This window comes from Cohnella sp., from assembly GCF_041640265.1.
In the GTDB taxonomy this organism is placed as follows: Bacteria; Bacillota; Bacilli; order Paenibacillales; family Paenibacillaceae; genus Cohnella.
In genome coordinates, this window is the sequence record NZ_JBEQAP010000016.1 from 42,212 (window position 1) to 65,995 (window position 23,784).

General features: G+C 47.2%; 19 protein-coding genes and 1 pseudogene. 7 read left to right on the forward strand and 13 right to left on the reverse strand.

Annotated elements, in window-relative coordinates:
* Positions 1-111: 111 nt before the first annotated feature.
* The 4 genes and pseudogenes from ACESLK_RS13520 to ACESLK_RS13535 form a co-directional block, all read right to left on the reverse strand.
* Entirely contained in the window at positions 112-1,701 is a 1,590-nt protein-coding gene (locus tag ACESLK_RS13520; RefSeq protein ID WP_373230020.1) for a response regulator, read from the reverse strand.
* Entirely contained in the window at positions 1,698-3,425 is a 1,728-nt protein-coding gene (locus ACESLK_RS13525) for a cache domain-containing sensor histidine kinase (protein ID WP_373230021.1), read from the reverse strand. The genes ACESLK_RS13520 and ACESLK_RS13525 overlap by 4 nt, the downstream gene beginning before the upstream one ends.
* Positions 3,426-3,604: 179 nt before the next feature.
* Complete coding sequence (locus ACESLK_RS13530) at positions 3,605-3,898, reverse strand: YiaA/YiaB family inner membrane protein (protein ID WP_373230079.1); 294 nt, start codon at positions 3,896-3,898, stop codon at positions 3,605-3,607.
* Positions 3,890-4,135: pseudogene (locus ACESLK_RS13535) on the reverse strand (YiaA/YiaB family inner membrane protein); the annotation flags it as partial. The gene ACESLK_RS13530 and the pseudogene ACESLK_RS13535, both read right to left, overlap by 9 nt.
* A 197-nt stretch (positions 4,136-4,332) precedes the next feature.
* Here ACESLK_RS13535 and ACESLK_RS13540 point away from each other — a divergent pair.
* Positions 4,333-5,187: a metal-dependent hydrolase gene (locus tag ACESLK_RS13540; protein WP_373230080.1), complete on the forward strand. Its 855-nt coding sequence runs from the start codon at positions 4,333-4,335 to the stop codon at positions 5,185-5,187.
* A 50-nt stretch (positions 5,188-5,237) separates the two neighbouring features.
* On the opposite strand, the gene ACESLK_RS13545 is transcribed toward ACESLK_RS13540, so the two are convergent.
* Both ACESLK_RS13545 and ACESLK_RS13550 read right to left on the reverse strand, forming a co-directional pair.
* Entirely contained in the window at positions 5,238-6,503 is a 1,266-nt protein-coding gene (locus ACESLK_RS13545; protein ID WP_373230022.1) for an erythromycin esterase family protein, read from the reverse strand.
* 69 nt (positions 6,504-6,572) lie between these two features.
* Positions 6,573-8,012: an aminotransferase-like domain-containing protein gene (locus ACESLK_RS13550; RefSeq protein WP_373230023.1), complete on the reverse strand. Its 1,440-nt coding sequence runs from the start codon at positions 8,010-8,012 to the stop codon at positions 6,573-6,575.
* 109 nt (positions 8,013-8,121) lie between these two features.
* On the opposite strand from ACESLK_RS13550, the gene ACESLK_RS13555 reads away from it, so the two are divergent.
* The 3 genes from ACESLK_RS13555 (at position 8,122) to ACESLK_RS13565 (ending at position 11,259) form a co-directional block, all read left to right on the forward strand.
* On the forward strand, positions 8,122-9,051 hold the full coding sequence (locus tag ACESLK_RS13555; protein ID WP_373230024.1) for a DMT family transporter: 930 nt from the start codon (positions 8,122-8,124) through the stop codon (positions 9,049-9,051).
* 71 nt (positions 9,052-9,122) lie between these two features.
* Positions 9,123-10,256, forward strand: a complete 1,134-nt coding sequence (locus ACESLK_RS13560; protein WP_373230025.1) for a THUMP domain-containing class I SAM-dependent RNA methyltransferase — start codon at positions 9,123-9,125, stop codon at positions 10,254-10,256.
* 274 nt (positions 10,257-10,530) lie between these two features.
* Positions 10,531-11,259 carry a C40 family peptidase gene (locus tag ACESLK_RS13565; protein WP_373230026.1) on the forward strand — a complete coding sequence of 243 codons (729 nt, stop codon included), beginning with the start codon at positions 10,531-10,533 and terminating at the stop codon, positions 11,257-11,259.
* Positions 11,260-11,663: 404 nt separating this feature from the next.
* Here ACESLK_RS13565 and ACESLK_RS13570 read toward each other — a convergent pair whose 3' ends face one another.
* The 7 genes from ACESLK_RS13570 to ACESLK_RS13600 all read right to left on the reverse strand — a co-directional run bounded on the left by ACESLK_RS13570 (position 11,664) and on the right by ACESLK_RS13600 (position 21,216).
* Entirely contained in the window at positions 11,664-12,047 is a 384-nt protein-coding gene (locus ACESLK_RS13570; protein ID WP_373230027.1) for a hypothetical protein, read from the reverse strand.
* Between the two features lie 407 nt (positions 12,048-12,454).
* Positions 12,455-13,060, reverse strand: a complete 606-nt coding sequence (locus ACESLK_RS13575) for a Uma2 family endonuclease (RefSeq protein ID WP_373230028.1) — start codon at positions 13,058-13,060, stop codon at positions 12,455-12,457.
* Between the two features lie 50 nt (positions 13,061-13,110).
* A complete protein-coding gene (locus tag ACESLK_RS13580; protein ID WP_373230029.1) occupies positions 13,111-13,533 on the reverse strand; it encodes a PaaI family thioesterase in 423 nt (140 codons plus the stop codon).
* Positions 13,534-13,617: 84 nt separating this feature from the next.
* Entirely contained in the window at positions 13,618-15,399 is a 1,782-nt protein-coding gene (locus ACESLK_RS13585; protein WP_373230030.1) for an acyl-CoA dehydrogenase family protein, read from the reverse strand.
* 19 nt (positions 15,400-15,418) lie between these two features.
* Positions 15,419-16,603, reverse strand: coding sequence for an acetyl-CoA C-acyltransferase (locus tag ACESLK_RS13590; RefSeq protein WP_373230031.1), 1,185 nt, complete (start codon positions 16,601-16,603; stop codon positions 15,419-15,421).
* Between the two features lie 25 nt (positions 16,604-16,628).
* Complete coding sequence (locus tag ACESLK_RS13595; RefSeq protein ID WP_373230032.1) at positions 16,629-19,037, reverse strand: 3-hydroxyacyl-CoA dehydrogenase/enoyl-CoA hydratase family protein; 2,409 nt, start codon at positions 19,035-19,037, stop codon at positions 16,629-16,631.
* Positions 19,038-19,050: 13 nt separating this feature from the next.
* On the reverse strand, positions 19,051-21,216 hold the full coding sequence (locus ACESLK_RS13600) for a heterodisulfide reductase-related iron-sulfur binding cluster (RefSeq protein WP_373230033.1): 2,166 nt from the start codon (positions 21,214-21,216) through the stop codon (positions 19,051-19,053).
* Between the two features lie 159 nt (positions 21,217-21,375).
* Here ACESLK_RS13600 and ACESLK_RS13605 point away from each other — a divergent pair, with 159 nt between their 5' ends.
* The 3 genes from ACESLK_RS13605 to ACESLK_RS13615 are packed head-to-tail and all read left to right on the forward strand — an operon-like array spanning position 21,376 to position 23,781.
* Positions 21,376-21,960 carry a fatty acid metabolism transcriptional regulator FadR gene (locus tag ACESLK_RS13605; protein ID WP_373230034.1) on the forward strand — a complete coding sequence of 195 codons (585 nt, stop codon included), beginning with the start codon at positions 21,376-21,378 and terminating at the stop codon, positions 21,958-21,960.
* 40 nt (positions 21,961-22,000) lie between these two features.
* Positions 22,001-22,768 carry an electron transfer flavoprotein subunit beta/FixA family protein gene (locus ACESLK_RS13610; protein ID WP_373230035.1) on the forward strand — a complete coding sequence of 256 codons (768 nt, stop codon included), beginning with the start codon at positions 22,001-22,003 and terminating at the stop codon, positions 22,766-22,768.
* Positions 22,769-22,800: 32 nt separating this feature from the next.
* Positions 22,801-23,781: an electron transfer flavoprotein subunit alpha/FixB family protein gene (locus ACESLK_RS13615; protein WP_373230036.1), complete on the forward strand. Its 981-nt coding sequence runs from the start codon at positions 22,801-22,803 to the stop codon at positions 23,779-23,781.
* Positions 23,782-23,784: the final 3 nt, after the last annotated feature.

The window sequence follows — 23,784 nt, forward strand, 5'->3', positions numbered from 1 at the left end:
AAATCAACGTTCTTTACGTTCACATCCACTTTCTTTACCTTTGTAATTGTCCATAAAAAAAGCGCATAGACTGTCATGCACTTCCTTTACTCTATCCATTCTTTTTTTGACTTAGCCTCGGTATTCATCCGGGGTAACCCCAACGACTTTCTTGAAAATTTTGCTGAAATAGGTCGTGTTGGGATATCCGACTTTGTCCGCGACTTCATAAACCTTTAAGCTTCTCGATTCCAAATAATATTTGGCCGTATCGATTCTCACTTTCGTCAAGAAATTAATGAAGTTCTCGCCTGTCTCTTGCTTGAAGATACGGCTTAAATAAGAAGAGTTAACATTAATCTGATTCGCCACGGTTTGAAGAGATATTTCCTCTGCGTAATGCTTCATAATAATCTGGATAGCCAAGTCGGCATAGCTTTTGGGTTCGCCGCTTAATGTTCGTTTATAGTGAATGGATTGATGGAAATAATCCATTACCCATTGATGAATGTCGTCAAAGGTTTCTTGTCCTAATAATCGTTCGTACGTGGATCTGTTATCGGATACAAGATCGGGCATGCTTGGGAAATGGGAACTCATCCACTCCATTATCCGAATATAGGTTTTACGAATCGCTTGTTCGCTGGCAAGGTTCGCATGCAACTGATTTTTTAATTGCTCCATCTGAAGGCTAAATTGTTCATAATTATGGCTTTCCAGAGCTAGCTTGAAAGCTTTCTCTCCTTCTCTGCCGAGTACAAAATCCTGACGGTCAATGGCAGCATCAGCTGCGATTTCTTCGTAAGTGATGACTTTACCGTTCTCGTTGTAAAAATGGCTTTTTAATGCGATATCCGCTTCGTGATAGGCCGCCTTCAAATATTTGAAGCTTGGGACAATCGAACTTACACCTATGGAAAAGGATATATTCAGAAAATCCCTCATCGCTATAAAAAGCTTCTCGAACAGCCTGCCCAATTCATCCTTGTGCAGCTTGCCTCCGCTTGCTTCATGAATGTTCATCACGATTAGATATTCCGCCGAATTTTCTACAATGATTTCCTTGCTCCATTTTCTAGGAATAATCTCCTCTAATATATTAATCACTGCATATCGGAGTAATTGTTCGTCCTTTTCCACATATTTCTTGCGAATGATTTCGAAATGATCCACTTTCAGCTTTAAGAGCATCATATCTTCCTGTCTCACTCGAATGTTTAGCGTCTGGAGTTGATTGACGAAGTCCTCTTCCTTGCGGAAGCCGCTCAACATTTCCTTGAAGAGAGTTTCCTTCAAGTAGTTAACGCCACGTTTGTAAGGCTCCATGTTGTCTTTACGGGAAGATATCTCTACTTTTCTCTTTATCGTATCCAATACTTCAACTAGCTGTTGCTGCTTTATATCGCTTTTAATAAGGTAATCAGCGGCCCCTAATTTCAGAGCTTCCTTCACATACTGAAAATCATCCATACAGCTTAAAATGACGTATTCGCACGAATCCAGAAATCCCGAAGCCTCCCGGATCAATTCCAAACCGTCCATGACGGGCATTTTAATATCGGTAATGATAAGATCGGGCTTTTGTTCGCGGGCTATCTCAAGCGCTTCTTTACCGTTGGCTGCTTCTCCAATAATTTGGAAGCCCTGTTCCTCCCAATTAATCATGGACTTAAGACCAATGCGCATAAGCAACTCATCGTCTGCAATCAATACATTGATCATATGATCTCCCTCTCATCGCTCACCATTTCCGGAATCCGAATAAAAAAGGTCGTCCCCTTATCTTGCTCGCTGACAAAATGGATACCGTATTTCAAGCCGAAAATACGTTGAATTCGGCTATGGACATTACTAATCCCAATCCCGTTAAATTTACCTTTGGTGCCGAGAACGTCCCTCTTCAGATGTTCAATGGTTTCCTCGTCCATTCCCTTCCCATTATCATGAATGGCTATCACGATTTCGCGATCTTTCCGGTAGATTCGAATGGTGATCGTTCCTTCTTCTTCATGTTCGGCAATGCCATGAAAGATCGCATTTTCTATAATCGGTTGAATCGATAATTTTAATATTTTAGCGTTCAACGTTGTCTCGTCAACCTCGTAGGCCACATTGATCCGATTAAAGTAACGGACCTTCTGAATGGTTACATAGTGTTCAATATTTTCCATCTCTTCCCGAATCGTGACGAGAGCATCCACATGACTAGTCGTATATCTTAGCATAGAGATCAGTGCTTCCGTCATATCCACAATCTTCTCGGAGCCCTGCATGGATGCAATCCACTTGACGGAATTTAACGTATTATAGAGGAAGTGCGGGTTAATTTGGGCTTGAAGCGCTCTCATTTCAGCCTCGGATTTCTCCTCTTCTTCCTTATAAATTCGCTCAACAAGCTGCTTTAATTCCGATGACATGAGTTCAAATCGGTTGGCCAGCAGACCGATCTCATCATTAGACTGAACGGCAGGGAGATTATCGAACTTCCCTTTTTCCACCAAGGTCATATTTCTCATCAGCTTCTTAATCGGTCGAGTAATGATATTCGATAAATAATAAGAGCTGATAATCGCAAAAAAGATCAGCATCAAAGCGATGAATAGAAGGTTCCGCTTCAATATATCCCCTTCAACAGACAATTCCTCAAGCGGCATATACAGATAGGTCGTCCACTTCTCCTCTTCGAAAGGGTTATGAATAAGAATATAATCCTTGCCCCCGGCCTGTACAATCTGCCCTCCAGAGGTTAAATCTTGTAGATCCGAATCTAGCGGAAGCACTTCAGTAAAGGGTTTCCCTATCCATTCGTATTTACTATTGTAAATGACCAATCCGTTCTCATCGACAATCGTAAAAGCGGAGCTGCGGCCTTCTTGATGATGCTCATTCACTCTATTAATAAAATCAAGATCAACACTTATTACCATTACGCCAAGAAGCCTGCCATCCTTTAGATCGAATATTTTGCGGACGTTTAAGATGGCCCAATTGTCCTTGCTTTTGGTTTGCATTTCCAACCGTGTAGGAACGTTGATCACAATGGCCTCTGATTTCAGAAAGTTCTCAAACCATAGTTCGCCCCTAGGGTTATAGTTATAATCGATCGGTTTATCGGAGCTGATATATAAATCCTTGCCTCCATTTAGATTATATATAAAAGCGGAAAAGGCGCGATCTTTCATGGTGATATAGTTCATTAGAAGGCGTGAAGCCTGATTCTCATGGAGCGTATTACTCTCTCTAAGATAATTCTGGATCGGGTAGTTTTCTTGTGAGGTCGCGGATACATAACTATTGATTCCATAGCTGGAAACGAGCGAGATTTTCTCCATTTCGTTCAGAAACTCTTCGATGCGAATGTTCGACTGCTTAGAGATATCTATTAAGAGATCCGTATATTTATTCTCGAGAAGCTTCTGAGAGGATTGATAGGAATTTATAGACATTATTAGTATAGGGATAATTATAACGACAAGAAAGAGGACAATCATTTTTGTCTTAATGCTGATAAATCGGAACCGTTTGATCATCTCTCCACCACCGACAATGGATTTGTATAATGCCAATCAGTAAAAACAAAGAACTGCCCATAAGTGGTCTTATGGACAGCCGACTTCTTTTTCCCTTAATTAGACTCGTTAGAAAAAGAGCTATTATTCAAATTGTCTTCTTCATTATCCCGAATCGTCTTCTGCAGTACTAAGCAAGACACAATTAGGAATACGGATGCGATCGCGTAATACCCAACAACATATAAAGGCTCCTCCAACGTTGATAATCCAACGAATTGAAACAGTACGGCAAGCAGGAAGCCTGCCCAAGAGAGAAAGGTAAATGCCGAGGTATTCCTTCTGCGATGATTAGGATTCTGCTCCCGAAGGAAATTATCCTCGTCGTTGTCCCGGACTACCTTCTGCAGGACGAATGAGGTAATGATTATAAGGACTCCTACTGCTGCATAGAAGCCTTGTACGGATAACGGTTGCTTAAGCGTATAGATACCGCCAAATTCGAAGCCGCAGGCCAGCACGAATGCCGACCAAGCCATAAAGGTGTAAGTCGGAGTATTTCTTCTGCGGTAAAAGTTGTTAGTGCGTTTAGCGATAGGGATTTTGTTGTCATTAAGGTTGATTGAATTATTGTTATTGTCTTCCATAGGAATTCCTCCTGCAATATTGGGGATATAATGTCGTTGAAGTAATCATAGCAGGAAATGGCAAATGACAATAGACTCATCTTTTTATAGTACTAACAAGACCAACTTTTCACACAAAATTTGTTTAAATAAAGCATTTAAACGATAGTATAGAGATAGATGGATAAATGAGGAGGCCACAGAAGCACGTGGATTATATGACACATACGCTATTCGGATTCGCCATCTATGGTGCTCTTAATAAAATAAAAATGGACAACAAAACGAAGCTTGCCTTTCTTGCTGCCTCCGTCGGATCAAGTGTCATTCCGGATATTGACCTTCAATGGGCAAGCTCAAGCGCGAAGTATCTCATGTCACATAGAGGAATCACTCACTCCTTCTTCATGGTTCCGGTCTGGGCAGCCCTCTTCTACGTTCTGAGCTATATCATTTTCCGAGTGAAAGACCGACGAATATTTACGACAGCATTCGCAGGCGTACTTCTCCATATTATTAGCGACTGGACGAATGCTTGGGGTACCGGACTGCTTGAGCCGTTTACGTCACGCAGATATTCAATCGGCGTTATACCCAATGAAGGACATATCTTCTGGGCAATCGCAATCGTTGTGGCCCTGCTGCTCCTTCTGTTTCGGAGGAAGGAATACAGACTGCGTATTTTCCGAACATTCTGGTTCCTATCGGCGATATATGCCAGCTTCCAGATCGCTTTTAGCGCTTATATCTATTTCGAGCTGAAAGCGGAAGGATACAAGCAAGTATCTTTTCGCGCGGATCGTTATCCCGGCGGCCTTACGTATTTTGCGTTGAATGATAACGTGGTCGTCGAGGGTGGATATGAGCTGGGAGGTGAGCGCGAAGTTACTCAGAACTATCCCATTGACCACGTGGATTTAGAAGAGCTTAAGGAGAATCGCTCTGCAAGAGATATCATCCTCTTCGCCCCGTTCGTGGTCACGCAGGATTTGGGAGATCACATTCGATTGTTCGACCCCCGGTTTTCCGGAAGAATCGCGATGCTGGATATCCAGATTCCCAAAGTGAATTAATCATTAAAGCTGATCCCCATTACGGCCTAAGGGATCAGCTTTTTTTCTATCTAAACGTGTAAAACCTCTTGTTTCAGAGGCTCGAGCGCCTTGGATTCGTCTACATAGACAAAAGCGTCGTATCGCTGAGCAATACTAGACGGTACATAATTTCCATGGCGTTCGTATCGAGGATTGTACACGACTCCGATTGCTCGATGACCTATTGTCTCGTGGAACAGTTCTGTATCCTGATCGAATAGGAGTATTTGGTCATGTGCTCCTGCTTGATGCATAAGTTCCTCCCAGCTGTCCGGCTGTGCTTCGAGTACTTCCATGCGCTGGATATCTCCGCCCCATTGATCGGAAGCAATGACGGTTCCGCGGTAGGTTCCGAAGCCTACGGCGTAAACCCTCTCTAGACCTTGCTCCTCACGAACTAATTGTCCGACATTCACCATTCCCTCAGCAGCCATGTCAGTTGCTCTGGCATCACCTATATGTGTGTTATGCTCCCACACGATCGCTTTGGCACCTGTACCATGAAAGGCCATAATCCGATTAAGCGCCTCAACCATGTGTCGATCCCGAACATTCCAGGAATCGGGACCTCCTCTTACCATTGAACGGTAATAACGCTCCGCATTTACGGTGACCAGCGCATTGAGCTCATCACTAAGTGCTGCTTCACTGTCACCTGCTTCGCTCTTCCTTCTAGCTTGTAATTCAGTAAGCAGCTTAACAACCTCGTCTTCACAGCTCTCAGATAGAAAAGCGGCTGCAACCCCATATTTCTGCAGATCCCGACTGTGGGGGTCGAAGCAGGCAAAAGCTTTCCTTGCCATCTCCAGCTCCGGCGATCCCGTCTTCTCCAGATGGGTAAGTATCGCATCCATGGATTCCCATAAGCTATATACGTCGAGACCATAAAAACCAATGCGTTGCTCCCTTAAGCCAGGCTGATTATATTCGCGCAGCCAATCAGCCAATGCCATGACTTCTCGATTCGCCCACATCCATGCAGGCCAGCGATTGAAATCGCGAAGCGCTTCTCTCGTGTTATCAGCAGCGCCTGGATCGTGTTTAACGAAGCGATTTAACGAGTAGCAAGCTGGCCAGTCTCCTTCCACGGCTATGAAGGAAAAGCCCTTCTCGCGAATTAGTCGCTTGGATAATTCAGACCGCAGCGTATAGAATTCAGACGTTCCGTGAGAAGCCTCCCCCAACAATACATAATCGGCGTCGCCAATAGCGTGTACGATCTCATTAAGATCGTCCACTGTTTTGAGCTTTATCGAATACTTCCTGATGTTATTTACGATTTTCTCGCTATTCACTCTCGAATAACCTCCCGTAATGGAAAAGGGCAGTTCTAGTATCTTCCCCGGGAGGGTTTTTCTTCATTCCTAGCATCTAGACTTCATTAATTGTTGAGAAATATCCATTAAACGTTTTACTCCATCCCGCAACTGTCCTTCCTTAACGAAGGAATAGCTCAAACGGATCCAAGAATTCATCTCTCCGAGCGGATCACATATCCTGCCCGGTACGAACGAGACGGATTGCCGAATGCTTTCACTGAGAAGCGCTTCGGCTGAAAGCTCATTCGGGAGCTTGATCCATAGATTTAGACCGCCTTTCGGACTGACCCAACTCCAACCGCTATCCGCCAATTCCCCCTCCATAATATCTCTCCTCAATTGGAGAGCTGTACGCAGCTTCCCTACGTGTTTCCTCATCCGTTCGGACTCGAAATAATGGAGGAATATTTTCTGAGTCACGAGCGGCGTGCCGTTATCGGCTAAAGATTTGGCAATGATCAGCGGTTCGATTATGGATCTTCTCCCTATAACTGTGCATATCCGTAAGCCTGGCGCTACGTATTTGCTAAAGCTCCGAATATAAACAACCCAGCCCTCTGTATCGTAAGTGAACAAAGGCTGCGGAGGGGGACCCTCGAAATACATATCGTGAAAAGCATCGTCTTCGATAAGCAAACATCGGTATTTCTCAGCTAACTCTACGAGCTGCTTGCGCTGTAAGGGGGGAACCGTATACCCCGTCGGATTATGAAAAGTAGGATTCATGTAGAAAACCCGAGGCTTATATTCCTTCATCATTCTTTCGACTATTTCCAGATCATACCCCCCCGGATTAATGTCAACAGGAAGAAACCGTGCGCCTTGTTGGCGGAAAATATCAATTGCAGCGCTGTAAGTCGGCCTCTCTATCAATACATAATCCATTGGTCTGACGAATGTACGGGAAATTAAGTCAATAGCCTGCTGCGCCCCCGAGGCAATAAGCAGCTCTTGTACATTCAATTGAACACGAAGGTCCCCAATCATATAGCGGCAAAGAACTTCACGCAGCTCCTCATCTCCTTGCGGCGTTGAATATGTACCCATTAATTTAGGATAAATGTCGAATACCTTCTTCACGTAATCGGAGAGATAAAGATTGGGCAGCAAGTTCGGATCAATTAACGCTTGGGAAAATTGATAAAGCACGGGTAGTTGCTGAATTTCATTCATCTCGTTCTTCAATGAGCTAGACACGGCAATATCCTGGCTATGCTTGTGTACTTGAAATGCCGCCACAGAATTACCCGAGCCAACGTAATAACCTGACTTCTCCTTCACATAAGTTTTCCCTTCCTGCTTCAGCAGCTGATAAGCACGAAACACAGTTAAGCGATTGATCTCAAATTGCTGAGCAAGAATCCGAATGGATGGGAGCTTGTCATGAGCCTTCCACTCACCCCGTTCGATATGGGTTATAACATAATCGTATACCTGTAAAAAAAGGGGCTTGGAACCGTCAGCGGCCGTCAGCTTTTTCCCCATGACTTCACTCCTTTTGGTTCATTGTACACTAAGATCTCTCTAACTGTTCTATTATGACCATTCTGTTCTAGTTCATCTCTTGTATGATACTTTCATAGGGGGACAGACTATGATTATATTCAACTATTTGATTGTATGTATCATTTTCGGAACGACTTTTCTGGCTATAAAGGTAGGGATCGATGCCGCCATGCCGCCGTTCTTCTCAGCAGGGATCCGCTTCTTCTTAGCAGGGCTCATCATTTTCCTGTGGATGGTATGGAAGAGAAAAGCGAGCTTCAAGCTTCTGTTGCGCAAAGAAATGCTGCTGTCTGGAATCTGTCTGACATTCGGCACTTTCTCTGCTTTGTATTGGGGCGAACAATATGTCTCCTCTGGTATTGCTGCCGTGTTATCGGCTACGGGTCCGCTTATGATCCTATTGCTTCAGGTGATTGTAATGCGCCATAAGACATCCTTCTTCTCCGTTTTAGGCTGTATTATCGGATTTGCAGGAGTCATTTTATTACTGCTTCCAAGCCTTTCAATTTCAGGTGGAACCTGGTTTCTCATGGGCTGCGTCGTGATTCTGATTGGCGAGCTTTTCTATTCCTCAGGAGCATTATATTCCAAACAAGTCATTCAGAAATTCCAAGAGTTTTCCCCCATTACGCTTAATGCTGCCCAAATGATGCACGGGGGATTATTAATGCTTTTACTATCCGTATTAACGGAAGATATTCACATCAAGAGCATGCTAACGACCCAAGCAATCGGATCACTTCTATACTTAATCGTCATTGGATCGATGATCGGACATAGTCTCTTCTATTGGCTTGTCGCCAAGACGAATCCCGTCTTTCCCTCCACTTGGCTCTACATCTCGCCTCTAATCGCTCTCGCATTCGGTGTATTGTTCTATCGTGAGACACTTACTTGGATTACTGGAATCGGGGTCATTACGATTATTGCAGGCACAGTTCTTACCAATCTGAAGAACTTAGCACAATTGATCCCAAGATCGAAGACCGAAGTCACAAAGTTGCAAAAACCTGCGTGATAATAAATTCGGCTTACATAGTGAAGTTATGATAAGCTATTCTCATCTTTTAGAAACGAGTGATCCTGACCATGACTAAGATTGAATTAATTGCAACTACTCCAATGGGCCTTGAGGCCGTGCTCTCCAGAGAGCTGAAAAGCTTAGGTTACGAAGATCAGCTTGTAGAGAACGGGCGCGTTACCTTCTACGGCACGGAGAAAGATATATGTATCACTAATTTGTGGCTCAGAACGGCGGGTCGCATTCTCGTCAAGATGGGCGAATTCGAAGCGCGAACCTTCGACGAGCTATTCGAAGGGACCAAAGCTCTTGCCTGGCCGGATTGGATACCGAAGGACGCTGAATTCCCAGTGGACGGCCGCTCCCATAAATCGCAGCTGAGCAGCGTGCCCGCTTGTCAAGGCATCGTCAAGAAAGCTATCGTAGAGAAAATGAAGCAGCGCCATAACACAGAGTGGTTCCCGGAGACGGGGGCCCGCTTCGTGGCTGAGGTGACGCTGCTTAATGATATAGCAACTTTGACGCTCGACACGACCGGTGCAGGACTACATAAACGCGGTTATCGAATGGAAACGACGGAAGCTCCTTTACGGGAGTCGCTCGCGGCGGCGATGATCTTGCTTAGCCGATGGCGTCCGGAGCGTCCGTTGTACGACCCGTTCTGCGGATCGGGGACGATATTAATCGAAGCAGCCTTAATCGGTTGGAATATCGCACCGGGACTCAGACGCAGATTCAACGCGGAAGAATGGCCTAATGTAACTCAGTCAATGTGGAGTGAAGCCAAAGAGGAAGCGTATGATTTATTGAAGGACGACGCACCCTTGAATATCGTCGGCTCAGATATCGATCGTGATGCGATTCAAAGCGCTCTGAAGAACCTGAGAAGCGCTGGAATGAGTAAGGACATCAAGGTGAACGTAATGCCTATTTCGGACATACGCCCGGAAGGCGATTATGGCTGTATCATCACCAATCCGCCGTACGGTGAACGAATCGGGACAATGCCGGAAATAGAAAAGTTAACTAAAGAACTCGGGCGACTTGCCAAACAATTGGCCAACTGGTCCCATTTTATCATCACTCCAGATAAAACCTTTGAAACGACATTCGGACGGAAGGCCGATAAGAGACGAAAGCTCTTCAACGGACAAATCGAATGTACGTATTATCAATATTTCGGACCACTACCGCCAAGATGATGCTGCTGTAAAGAGACAAGTTCTTGTAGATTTCTAACCTCACAAACATCGAAATACTGTATAGAAAAGAAAAAAACACCTTCGCGGTGTTTTTTTCTTTGGTTGGGAGGAATATTTAATTCAGCAGAATTAATAGATTAACCGAATTTCATTCTTTTCTAATAAAGACAATCTATCCGTATTACTCCGGGATTCTCTTTCTTCGTGGAATATCTTGGAGCGTTTCAAGTCTGTTATAGTAACCCATGACAACTTAGAAGGAGGTATACACGAATTGTTATCCAAAAAATTGATCAAAAAAGTCATCGGCGTGAGCCTTTGCGCAACCATTGGTTTCACAGCGATGGGTGTTGGACATGCCCCCCTTATCCCTACTGCCTCAGCTGCAACGTCTTATGAAACGAAAGTCAATTACGGTGTTAACTTTAGAGTAAGCCCCAGTACAAGCGCATCTAAGATTAGACTTCTTCCGAGAGGCGAGCAAATCCATGTAATCTCAAAGGTCAATTCCTATTGGCTCAAGATCAAAGATAAAAATGGCCGTACGGGCTACATATCCAGCAGCTCTAAATACACCAGCTTTAGCAGCAAAAAAAGTGACTCTGTAAATGGCACTGCTAAGTCTGACCGAGTAATAGAACTGGCTGAAAGTTATAAAGGTCGAGTTAGCTACGATTATGGCACAAGAAATCCGAGTCGCCTTATCTTTGACTGCTCTTCCTTTACTCAATTCATCTTTCGCAAGGTAGGCGTTGAATTGAAGTGGGGCACTAGGCAACAGAAGTATCAAGGCGATTATGTTAGCAAGAGCAACCTTAGAAAGGGCGATTTGGTATTTTTCGATACGATAGGAAGCAACAACAAAGTCATTAATCATGTCGGTATCTATAAAGGTAATGGCCATTTCGTTCACAATACGCCTTCAGTAGATGGGATAACCGTTAGCAGCTTGAGCTCCGGTTGGTGGTCTAGGCATTACGTAAGCGCGCGAAGAGTTTTGTAAAACGATAAACGAATAACAATTCAGAAAAGGAGCTGTCCCGAAAGTAAGTAAGCTTACTTCAGGGACAGATCGCTTTTAGTTAAAAAGCATGGAATTGACAAAAACGGGACGGAGCAGATCTGCATTCTTCTCCGTCCCGTTTCTTATTTGGTTACTGGTGGCCAAACGCCGAACCTCTCTATCGTTCCCCATTTGTCCTAACAAACTCTCTTCAGAACCGTGAACTGTAAAACATACCGTTAATTTAGTTATATTATGTTGAACAAAATCATCTGCCTGCACAACATACATCTAATTTAACTGTTTCTGTCCTCATACCGGGAAATAAGCTATTTTACCTGTACCTTTTGCAGTAAAACTGAAAATGGCATGCGATTGATTGATAATTACTGTTTGTTTTACAGTTATTTTCTCCACATCGACTCCAATCCCCCTCTCGTCAACTCATACTGGACGATTCGCTCTCCCGCTCCTCTCGCAACGGGGGCCATCCATCCTTTCTCGCAAAGAGATCTCAATAACCTGACTGCCGTACGGTGATTGATCTCAAAGTGATCCCCCACATCTTTCGGACGGATTGGCCGAGCTAGGCTGGCAGCCAGACGGATCACTTCGTTCTCCTCAAAAACGGCCCGCTTGACTGTCGTTTGGCTCGTTTCATACTGACTCAAAAGCATGCGCATAAGGGCGACGATAAGCCCAGGGTTGCTCTCCACATCGTCATATGCGATGGAAATGACACGAAAGCCCAATGCCTCGAGATAGAGCTCTCGCCTGCACCTTTCCATCCAGGGATTTTATAGGCAAAATCCGCAAAGTAGGACTTCCCACGCCAATCCGTTACCTCGTATTCCGGATGAAGCCCTTCAAAATTCCCCTTTAACTCCCACCAAATATTTTGACAAAAGAGCTTTTCTCCATGACCGTGCCCCCTTTCCAAACGACCCTTGCGCTCTCCTGCCCGAAGATCTAGATGGCACCGAATAAATGCGGCATGCGCTTCTTCAAATCTCATTCACATTCCTCCTCCGGATAAAAATGAAAAACGCCCCAACCCCCGTGTTGTACGGTGGATCAGGACGTTCTTCGTCTCTCTCGTATTCTACCATAAATGATTGTAACGCCAAAATCATCGATTATGGGGCAGCCCTTTTTCTCTGTAAACCTATCATTGTAATTAGCCTATCTTGGATCTCTAAGTGAAAGAAGCGGGAAACAAACGACTCATATCGATATCGATACAAGAAAATACAGGTGAGGTCATTCGTCCAGATATGCTGTAAGTTTCAAATAGATCAAACTTGCCTTTATTCAGAATGAATTGATCAACTGTCCGGTGAACCGGATCTACAATCCAATACTCCTTCACACCATGGCGTTCGAATTGACGTTTCTTGCGAATCTTGTCGTTGTGGCTTGTGGATGGCGACAAAATTTCTACGACGAGATCCGGAGCGCCTTCGATTCTCTTTTCCTTAATGATCTCCGCATTCTCGTGAAGGATATAAACGAGATCAGGTTGAAACTGGTTGTCCTTATCCAAGAAAACATCAATAGGAGAATATAGAATCGTACCAATGGCATGACAAGTTTGGTACAGCATAATGTGCAAAGATCCCGAGATTTGCTGATGAGTAACTGTCGGCGTAGGCTTCAATTCGTAACGAATTCCTTCCACAATCTCATAGCGAGGCTCTTCCATCCCAAGAAATTCAGAGTCGCTATCCCCATAAGACTCCGACTGTTCCTTAATTCGGTTATTCCCATCGCTATGATCCTCTAGTTTACGATTGTTAGACACTGAAGTAACACCGCCAATCCAGCTTTTAGTCTCAGTTTAGCATAGAATCCTTACGAATTCTGCTCAATCACCCTGAACGAGGCGGTTGCCAAGGAACAGAGTGTATCATTTTCGTTTCTAAGCGAGCCCTGCGTCGTAATCATTCTCCCAGATTTATGCAGAATCTCAGCCACAACTGTGACTTTCCCTAATCTAACCGGGGAGGTGAAGTGGATATTCATGTTCGAAGTTACCACATCCTCCCCTAGCCTCGCAGACATTGCCATGATCCCCATAGCCGAATCTAGCAGAGTCGTATGAACGCCGCCGTGCAGGATACCTATCAGATTAAGGTGGTGCTCCTGCACTTCAAGCGATACAATCACTTTTGATTCATCCATATATTCCAGCTCGCATCCGACGTAACCCCAGAAGGTTTTTCGCGCGAGTTCCGATAGGTGCTCCATCTGGCTGCGTCCGTTTGTCGTATCCATTCTGTTCCTCCTTACTATAATTAGCAACCGACTGAATCAGGATCCGCCAGATTTGTCTTAGGATACGAATGGATTGGACTCGAGTTAGTTCACGAACTTCTCAGCCTGAATGACCTGAGCCGCGATCCGGCGTTTGGCTTGTATGGTATTCCATGCAGTATGGCGGGTCAGCTTCTTGAGTACCGAGAGCTGTGTCCGGAGACTATCACCCTCCTCGATAGCTGACAATATATTTTTGGCGAAGGTCTCGATCTGCTCGAAAGCTTCATGAACAAAAATCCGGGTCATCTCGATAGCGGTGGACGCTTTCTGTTCACCTTGCTTATTCATCCGTTTCTGAGTCCGGAGCAGCGCGCTTTCCATGGCAAAGATTTGAATCATGATATCCGCCAGATGGCTGAGCACCTCCTGCTCTTGCTCAAGCATCATTTGATATTTCTGAACAGCTGCTCCTCCTGCCATCAGGAAAATCCTTTTAGCCGTCGCAACCAGATGCGCCTCTTCCTCCAGAACGCCTTCGAACAATTGCCCTGGCATAAACTGCAACAGCTCCGACTGAAGCGCTTTTGCTTTCTGCAGCAATGGAAGCTCGCCTTTCATGGCGCGCTTGATCAGCGTTCCCGGGATAAGCAGCCGATTGATCTCATTCGTCCCTTCGAAAATGCGGTTAATGCGTGAATCCCGATAAATGCGTTCAATGGTATATTCCTGAATAAAGCCATAACCGCCGTGAATCTGTACTCCTTCATCCGCAACGAAATCCAACGCTTCAGAACCGAATACCTTGTTAATGGAGCATTCAATCGCATACTCCGCAATCGCTTTGGCTGACTGGACGCCGGATTCCGGACTGTCGTGATCGATATGGCTGAGCCCCGCGTCCATTAAGCCTGCGGTTCGGTAAACCATGCTTTCAAGTACATAAGTACGAATATTCATTTCAGCGAGCTTCTTGCCGACAAGCGGGAAAGAGGAGATAGGCTTACCGAATTGCGTACGTTGATTGGCATATACGGCGCTTATCTCAATGGCTTGCTTTGATGCACCCAGGCAGCCCGAAGCAAGCTTGAATCGACCGATATTCAAGATGTTGAATGCGATCAAATGTCCTTTTCCGACCTGCCAGAGGAGGTTCTCCACCGGTACTCTCACATCCTCAAGAATCAGCGGACGGGTCGAAGACCCTTTTATACCCATCTTCTTCTCTTCGGGACCGAAACTGACGCCTTCCATCATTCTCTCAACGATGAAGGTGCTGAATTCTTTGCCATCGACCTTCGCGTAGACGATAAAGATATCCGCAAAGCCCGCGTTCGTAATAAACTGCTTCGCACCGTTCAGTACGTAATGCTTGCCGTCCTCCGACAGAATTGCAGACGTCTTGGCGCCAAGCGCATCCGAGCCGGATGACGGCTCCGTTAAGCAATAAGCGGCAATTTTCTTGCCGACGGACAGATCGGGCAAATACTTCTTCTTCTGCTCTGCTGTTCCGAAATAAACGATTGGCAGGGTGCCGATGCCTGCGTGGGCGCCGATGGAAAGCGCAAACGAGGAGGCTTTGGACAATTTTTCGCTGATCAGCGTAGAGCTCACCTTGTCTAATCCGAGGCCCTCATAAGCTTCCGGCACATCCGCTCCGAGTAATCCAAGCTCTCCGGCTTTTCTCATCAGCTTAACCGTAAGCTCGTAGTCCAGCTTCTCAAGCTCCTCGTCGACAGGACCAATTTCCCCTTCTACAAAATCCGCCGTCATCTCTGCGATCATCCGCTGCTCTTCCGTCAACTCATCCGGGGTAACGATCGAGAGAAAATCGATATCGTCGATAATAAAGCTTCCGCCTGCTACTTTATCCGCCGTTTTATCCACCCTGCTCATCTCCTCAATCTTATTCGGGATATACTTCGAACACGCCAGCCGCGCCCATTCCTCCGCCGATGCACATGGACACGACGCCATAGCCGCCTCCGCGTCGACGCAACTCGTAAATCAAGCTAGTCGTGAGCTTGGTGCCCGTGCATCCGAGGGGATGCCCAAGCGCGATCGCGCCGCCATTTACATTGACCTTGCTCTCATCCAGCTCTAACTGCCTAATAATGTGTAAGCATTGGGAGGCGAAGGCTTCATTGATTTCGAACAATCCGATGTCAGCGAAGCTGAGCCCTGCCCGCAGAAGGGCTTTCGGAATCGCTTCTACCGGCCCGACGCCCATGATTTCCGGGTCTACCCCGGCAAGTGCATAAGACTTAAAGCTCGCTAACGGTTTAAGGCCAAGCTCCTCTGCTTTTTCTCTACTCATCACCAGTACCGCTGCCGCACCGTCGCTCATCTGAGAGGTATTGCCAGCTGTGACCGACCCGCCAGCCTTGAAAGCAGGCTTCAGCCTCGCTAAGCCCTCTACTGTTGTGTCCGCTCTTACCCCTTCGTCCTTCTCTAGAACAACTGGCTTCACCCAAAGCTTTCCGTCATCGCCGCAGCCTTTAAGCGAAGTCGTTACAGGCACTATCTCATCTCGGAAAATGTCATTATGCAACGCAATTGCCGCTTTCTGATGGCTTGAAGCCGCGAACCTGTCCTGATCTTCTCTGGAAATTCCGAATCGGTCCGCGACATTCTCCGCGGTATGTCCCATGCCGATATAAACTTCAGGCATCTCCCCTACGATTGTCGGATGCGGAGACGGCTTGAAGCCTGTCATGGGAACATGGCTCATGCTTTCCACGCCGCCGGCGATAATAATATCCGCGCTCCCTGCCAGGATCCGTTCCGCGGCAAAGGCAATGGACTGCAACCCAGAGGAGCAGAATCGGTTTATGGTCAAGGCTGGAACAGTCGTAGGAAACCCCGCATACAGCGACATGATTCGGGCGAAATTCAGACCTTGCTCTCCTTCCGGCATGGCACAGCCGATGATGATATCCTCCACGTCCTCTTTAGCAACCCCTGGAGCGCGATCAATCACGGCCTGCAATACGAGCTTCCCCAAATCTTCGGCTCGAGTATGAATGAGGCTCCCCTTCCTCGCCTTCCCTGCCGGTGTGCGAACCGCGGAAACGATAACGGCTTCTCTCATAGCTATTCACCTCTTCCCTAATGGATTAATTGCGAAGCGCTTTTCCTTTTGAGAGCATATATTGCATCCTCTCCTGCGTCTTCCTTTCGCCGCATAGGCTAAGGAATGCTTCACGCTCCAGATCAAGCATATATTGCTCCGTCACCATCGTCCCCGCGGGTACATCTCCACCAGCGATGACATGTGCCAGTTTACCTGCAATAAGCAAATCATGATCGCTTATATATCCGCTTTGTTTCATCGCAAGAGCACCCAGCTTCAGAACTGCTTTGCCATCGGCGCCAACCACTCTGATTTTCTCCGCCTGCGCAGCCTCATAGCCTGATTGAACCAATCTCAGGGCTGATTGCTTGGCTTCTTGGATCAGATAATCCCGATTGGCGACAATACGGTCAGATGAGCGGAAGTAACCTAGCTTCTTCGCGTCATGGGCACTGGTTGAAACCTTGGCCATTCCGATATTCATGAACATTTCGTTGATGAAGGGCTGCAGGTCGATATCCGGATTCGGATTCGCCTTGCTAATACGCAATGCCATTTCCTTGCAGCCGCCGCCGGCGGGGATAAGCCCAACGCCAACCTCGACCAGGCCGTAATACGATTCCGCATACGCGCACACCTCGTCAGCTGGAAGGCATACCTCCACCCCTCCCCCGAGCGTCATGTGGTGCGGCGCGGCAACGACAGGCTTCTCGAAATGCTTAAGCTTCATCATGGTGTTCTGGAACAGCCGGATAATATGGTCGACCTCATCCCATTCTTCATCCTGCGCTTCCATAAGAAGCAGCATGATATTAGCCCCAACGCAGAAGTGACGTCCTTCGTTAGCGATAATCAGAGCGTCGTAGTTCCGGCGAACCTCTTCCACGCTCTGCTGGGTCATTATTAGAATATCGGAGCCGATCGCATTGTTCGGCGAATGAAATTCCAGACAGGCTACGCCGTCACCCACATCAATTAGACTAGCTCCGCTATTTCCGCGAATTACCTTGTTTTGTTCCTTTAGGCTGGCAAGTGATATGATCTGCGGATTCTGCTCCACCTTGAGGTATCTTCCGCCGCCGACATAAAAGCTGATTCCGTTCTCTTTCCGATAAAACGAGCTGTATCCGGCTGCAACCCATTCCTTCACCCAAGCTGGGACAGCCTCTCCCTCTAATTCCATTCGTTCAACCGAGTTCGCTAGACCGATAGCATCCCACAGCTCGAAGGGGCCAAGCTCCCAATTGAAGCCCCATTTCATCGCTTTATCGATATCCAGAATTGAACCCGCAATCGAACCGACTTTCTCTCCAACCATATCCGCGGAATATAGAAGCGTCTTCTTCAAAACCTCCCAAGCCAGCTGTGAATATCGGTCGTTAGCTCCGAGCAATGCCTTCGTCTTGCCACTCGCGCCTTTAGCCGTTTTCGCGGCCTCTAGGGAGGCCGAAGCAGGCTTCTTGCTCCTGCCATACTCCATTGTCGTCAGATCAAACGATAGAATTTCGCTGCCCTGCTCGCCTTTGATCTTCTTATAGAAGCCCTGCCCGGCTTTCTCCCCAATCCAGCCGCGCGATACCATTTCCCTTAATACCTGGGGCGGTTCGAAAACCATTTTCTCCTCTCCGTTATCAATCTTCTCGAATACGTTATTCGCCACATGCACGAAGGTGTCCAGCCCCACCAGATCCAGCGTCCTGAAGGTTGCGCTCTTCGGTCTGCCCATCGCCGGACCGGTAACGGCATCTACCTCCTCCACACTGAAGCCCTTGTCTACCATCGCCTGCAGAGTAACAAGCAAACCGTAAGTTCCGATTCTGTTAGCTATAAAATTCGGTGTGTCATTTGCGATAACGACTCCTTTACCAAGTGTCTTCTCGCTAAATACCCCCATCTGCTTTACGATTTCCGGATGTGTGGTCTTACCTGGAATGATCTCCATCAGCTTCATGTAACGCGGGGGGTTAAAGAAATGCGTACCGAGAAAATGAGTCTTGAAAGACTCCCCGCAGCCTTCCGCCATCTCATTAATGGAAATCCCCGACGTGTTGGAGCTGACGATTATTCCCGGCTTCCAATGTTCTTCAATTTTGCGCAGCAGCTCCTGTTTAACCGAAAGGTTCTCAACGACAACCTCGATGACCCAATCCACGTTCTGGATTTGACTAAGATGATCCTCGATGTTCCCGGGGGTAATCCGGCTCACGAAGGAATCATCGTAAAGTGGAGTAGGCTTAAGCTTAGGAAGCTTACTCAGCGCGTCCATCGCCAACCGATTACGAACAGCCGAATGCTCAAGCGTCAGTCCTTTGGCTGCTTCAACCGGAGTAAGGACTGTAGGCACGATATCCAACAATAAACTTGGTATACCGACATTCGCAAGATGTGCCGCGATGCTTGCGCCCATAACGCCTGAGCCGATCACGGCTGCTTTGGTGATTTTCGCTGCCATAACTTTCTACCTCCTAATTTAGAGAGACTGGGCCGAATACGGCTTGCTCCAAAATTTCCGCGATATCCCGTGCCTTCACTTGTTCTTCTACTTCCTTCTGCTTAGTGCCGTCTTCCAGCATGGTGAGGCAGAATGGACAGGCGCTGCTAATCATCGTTGGTTTGGTTAATAACGCTTGCTCTACTCGAGCCACATTCACGCGTTTGCCTGACGATTCCTCCATCCACATCATCCCGCCGCCAGCTCCGCAGCACATTCCGTTTTCTCGTGAACGCTCCATCTCGACAAGCTCCACGCCTGGAATCACCCGCAGAATATTCCGAGGCTGATCATACACATTGTTGTAGCGTCCCAGATAACACGAATCGTGGTAGGTTATGCGTTCGTTCACGGTATACTTTGGAATCAACTTCTTCTTGCGAATCAACTCTTCGAGCAGCTGCGTATGGTGCAGCACTTCGACCCCATCCAGCCCGAATGCAGGATACTCGTTCTTGAGCGTATTAAAGGTGTGCGGACAGGCAGTCACGATCCGTTTCACTCCGTATTTCTTGAAGGTCGCAATATTGTCTTGGCACAACTGCTGAAAGAGCAGCTCATTCCCCATCCTGCGAGGTGTATCTCCTGAATTCTTCTCCTCATTGCCGAGAATGGCGAAGCTGATTCCGGCTTCGTTCATCAAACGAACGAGCGCACGCGATATTTTGCGGGAACGATTATCATAGGAGCCCATCGATCCGACGAAGAACAGGATGTCGAACTCCGGATTATCCTTGACGGTCGGCACGGGAATGCCGCCAATCTCCTCCGCCCATTTGCTCCGGTCATTACGACTGATTCCCCATGGATTTCCCTGACGTTCGATGTTCTGCATCGCCCGCTGCCCTTCTTGCGGGATGCTGCCCTCCATGAGCACGAGATGACGACGGAGATCGATGATTTTATCGACATGCTCATTGGCTACCGGACATTGATCCTCGCAGTTGCGGCATGTCGTGCATGCCCAGATCTCTTCCGCCGTCATCACATCGCCGATGAGCGCCATTTCTTCCGCCTTCTTATCCGACGGAAGCCAGGTTTCTTTCTGCCAGGCCATGGTAGGGGCAATATCGGTTATCGCGCTAAACTCGGATAAACTTCCGGTATACCGATGCTGCAACTGTGTGTGTCCGTTCACTACACTGTGTGCATTTCCTATCGGGAAAACCAAGGCAGGCATCCAAGGTGACTTCGAGGTAATCACCGCGCCTTTTTCCGTGAGGTGGTCACGAAGCTTCATGATTAGATGCATCGGCGACAGCAGCTTGCCTGTGTTCGAAGCCGGGCACACATTCGTGCAGCGTCCGCACTCCACGCAAGCGTAGAAGTCCAGCATTTGCTTCTGGTTGAAATCTTCGATCTTGCCAACGCCGAACGATTCTGCCTCCTCATTTTCCAAATCAAGCTTGCGAAGTCGTCCCGCCGTCCTACTTTGGCCGAGAAAAATATTAATAGGTGCTGTAATGATATGAAAATGCTTAGATTGAGGAATATAGACAAGGAATGTTAGTAGAATGAGGAGATGTGCCCACCAGAAGGTGTAGAAGACAGCTTTCGCTCCCCCTTCAGATAGGAAGGAGAAAATAGCAGCAACGATAGAAGATACCGGCGCGTAAGCCGATGATTCATGGCCCATCCAGACACGATGTAAGCCAAGGGAGAGTAGAACGGTCAGCATTAGGAAGAAGATAAGGAATATTACGATGCTAGGCTTCCAATCCCTCTTCAGACGCTTCAGCTTCTCCCCGTATCTGCGGTAAGCCGCATAACCTGTCGCCAGCAGAATAAGAAGAACCGTTATTTCCTGCGAGAGCCCGAAAGCCGCATACCCGGGAATGGGAAGCGGTGCTCCCCCTGATAAGCCCGTATAGATGAGATCAAGCGCACCAAATTGCAGGATGATGAAGCCGTAGAAGATGACAAGGTGCATGACTCCGCTCTTGCGATCCTTCAGGAGCTTCCGGTGACCTAAGCCCTGTGACACAAGCTCCCTTACTCTTTTTTTCCAATCAAATGGTCTTTCCTCGGCTTGCCCCAGCTTCACGTAAAGGTATCGATGGTACACAGCTTTGTAAAATAACATAAGTGCATATCCAACCACCAGCAGGAATAAGAAGTAATGCATCCACGACCAGAACATGAGCACCTGTCCTTTCGCATAGATTCATGTATACCTTATATTGACAGCGTCAAGTAAATCGGCTTCGCCGACATCGACTTAAGGATTACAAAAAGTGAATGTAGGAAATGAATGACCATTCATTCAGTTTCTCTGAAAAATTAACACCGGGGTGATCGCATGATAAGTAAAAAATCAGATAAATTCGAAAGAATCATTGATGCCGCCGTTAAGGTGTTCGCTAAAACCGGCTATCACGGCTCGCAGGTATCTAAGATCGCCCGAGAAGCCGGGGTAGCAGACGGAACCATATATTTATACTTCAAGAGCAAAGAGGATATTCTTGTATCCCTCTTCCGCGTGCGTCTCGGCGAGCTTGTCGCTAAATTCAAAGCAAGCGTTGAGTCCTCAACTACGGCAGATGGAGCGATTCGTAAAATTTGCGAACTGCATTTTACCGAGCTGGAACGAAGTCCGGAGCTGGCCTATGTCACACAGATTGAACTCCGTCAGAGCTCTTTCGAGCTTCGCAAAGCCATAGGCCAAGCCCTCAAGCCATATATTCAATTGATCGAGGAAGTACTGGTTCAAGGCATAGAGGAAGGAATCTTTCGTCAAGGACTGGATGTTAAGCTTGCTCGTCTTCTGATTTTTGGCGGGATTGATGAAGTCGTGACCTCTTGGCTGATTTCCGGCCGCAAATATTCTCTAAGTGCACAGATCGATAACACCGTGGAGTTTTATCTAAGAGCTCTTAAACCTTGATTGACACACCCATTCGTAAGTTTTGAGAGGAGCATGCGAAATGAACGTGTACGTGATTCTGAAGCAAACCTTCGATACCGAGGAGAAAATTAAGATCCAGAATGGTCAAGTTTCCGAAGACGGCGTTAAATTTGTCATTAATCCCTATGATGAATATGCGGTGGAAGAAGCAATCCGTATTAAGGAGCAGGCTGGCGGCCATGTCGTGGTCCTCTCTATCGGACCTGAGCGAAGCGCCGAGGCGCTGCGAACGGCACTTGCCATGGGTGCCGATGAAGCGGTTCTTCTCTCTAACGAGGGCATTCCTTCCGATGAATACTCCCTATCAGTTGTGCTTGCTTCTTACCTCGCTGACAAATCCTATGATCTCATACTCGGTGGTAATTTCTCCGTCGATAACGGCGCGGGCCAAGTGGCCATCCGTTTATCGGAACTCTTAGGCATCCCTCATGTTTCATCCATCACAAAGCTCGAGTTATTGGATGGGAAAGCAAGCGTGGAGCGTGACGCAGAAGGTGACTTGGAGCAAATGGAAATCTCACTCCCCTCTCTGTTTACTGCCCAGCAAGGCTTGAACGAACCCCGTTATCCATCGCTGCCTGGCATAATGAAAGCTAAGAAGAAGCCCTTCCGGCACATCCGGCTTAATGAACTCAACATAACGCCGGATCAGTTGCGGGCCAAAACAGCGCAAACCGAGCTTAACCTGCCCCCTGCAAGAGCAGCAGGACATATTCTCCAAGGCGATCTCCCGTCACAAGCGGCCCAACTCGTGAATCTGCTGCGCACGAAGTCCAAAGCGATCTAAATCCGGTGATAGAGCTAAGGAGGAATCCACTCATGGGCAAATTATTTCTTATTGTATCGGAGCACCGCGATGGAAAAGTTCGTCAAGTTACTTTGGAAGCGCTTCAAGCAGCTCGTACTGCATCAAAGGACGGTGACCGAATCTCGGTCGTACTCATCGGCAGCGAACTTGATTCCATAATAATCCAGCTATTAAGCTATCCTATATCCGAAATCCGCCTCATCGATCATGACAGCTTAAAGCACTATAATCCGGAAGCCTATATGGCTGCTCTAACTCCCCTTCTTAATTCCTTACGTCCCGACGCGGTATTCACAGGACATACCGCTTTGGGCCGCGACCTTGCACCCGCACTCGCGGCGAAGCTTCACGCTGGCCAGCTGTCGGATGTCATTTCTCTTGAGGGCTCAGGAGAAGAGACGGTTTTCACTAGACCTGTCTACGCAGGAAAAGCATTCGAGAAGAAGCAATTCCAGAGTTTCCCGTGGGTCGTTACCGTTAGACCGAACAATTTTCCCATTATCGAGCCTTCATCCTCTGGTCAGCAAGCTCAGATCATCATAGAGGACTATGCTCCTCCTGCCTATCTTCGTACGATAGTCAAAGACGTTGTTCGGAAAACAACCGGCAAGGTGGATTTAACGGAAGCAAAAATCATTATTTCCGGCGGTCGGGGCGTTAAAAGCGCAGATGGCTTCAAGCCTTTGGAGGAGCTGGCGAATCTGCTGGGGGGTGCGGTGGGTGCTTCTCGGGGCGCTTGCGATTCAGGCTACTGCAATTATGCACTTCAAATCGGGCAAACCGGCAAAGTGGTCACCCCTGAAATCTATATCGCATGCGGAATAAGCGGTGCCATCCAGCACTTGGCGGGCATGAGCCAATCGCGAATCATTATAGCCATCAATAAAGATCGAGAGGCACCTATCTTCAAGGTTGCCGATTACGGGATTGTGGGCGATTTGTTCGAGGTTGTTCCCCTTCTGACTCAAGAATTCCGAAAGGCATTGGCCTAGCAG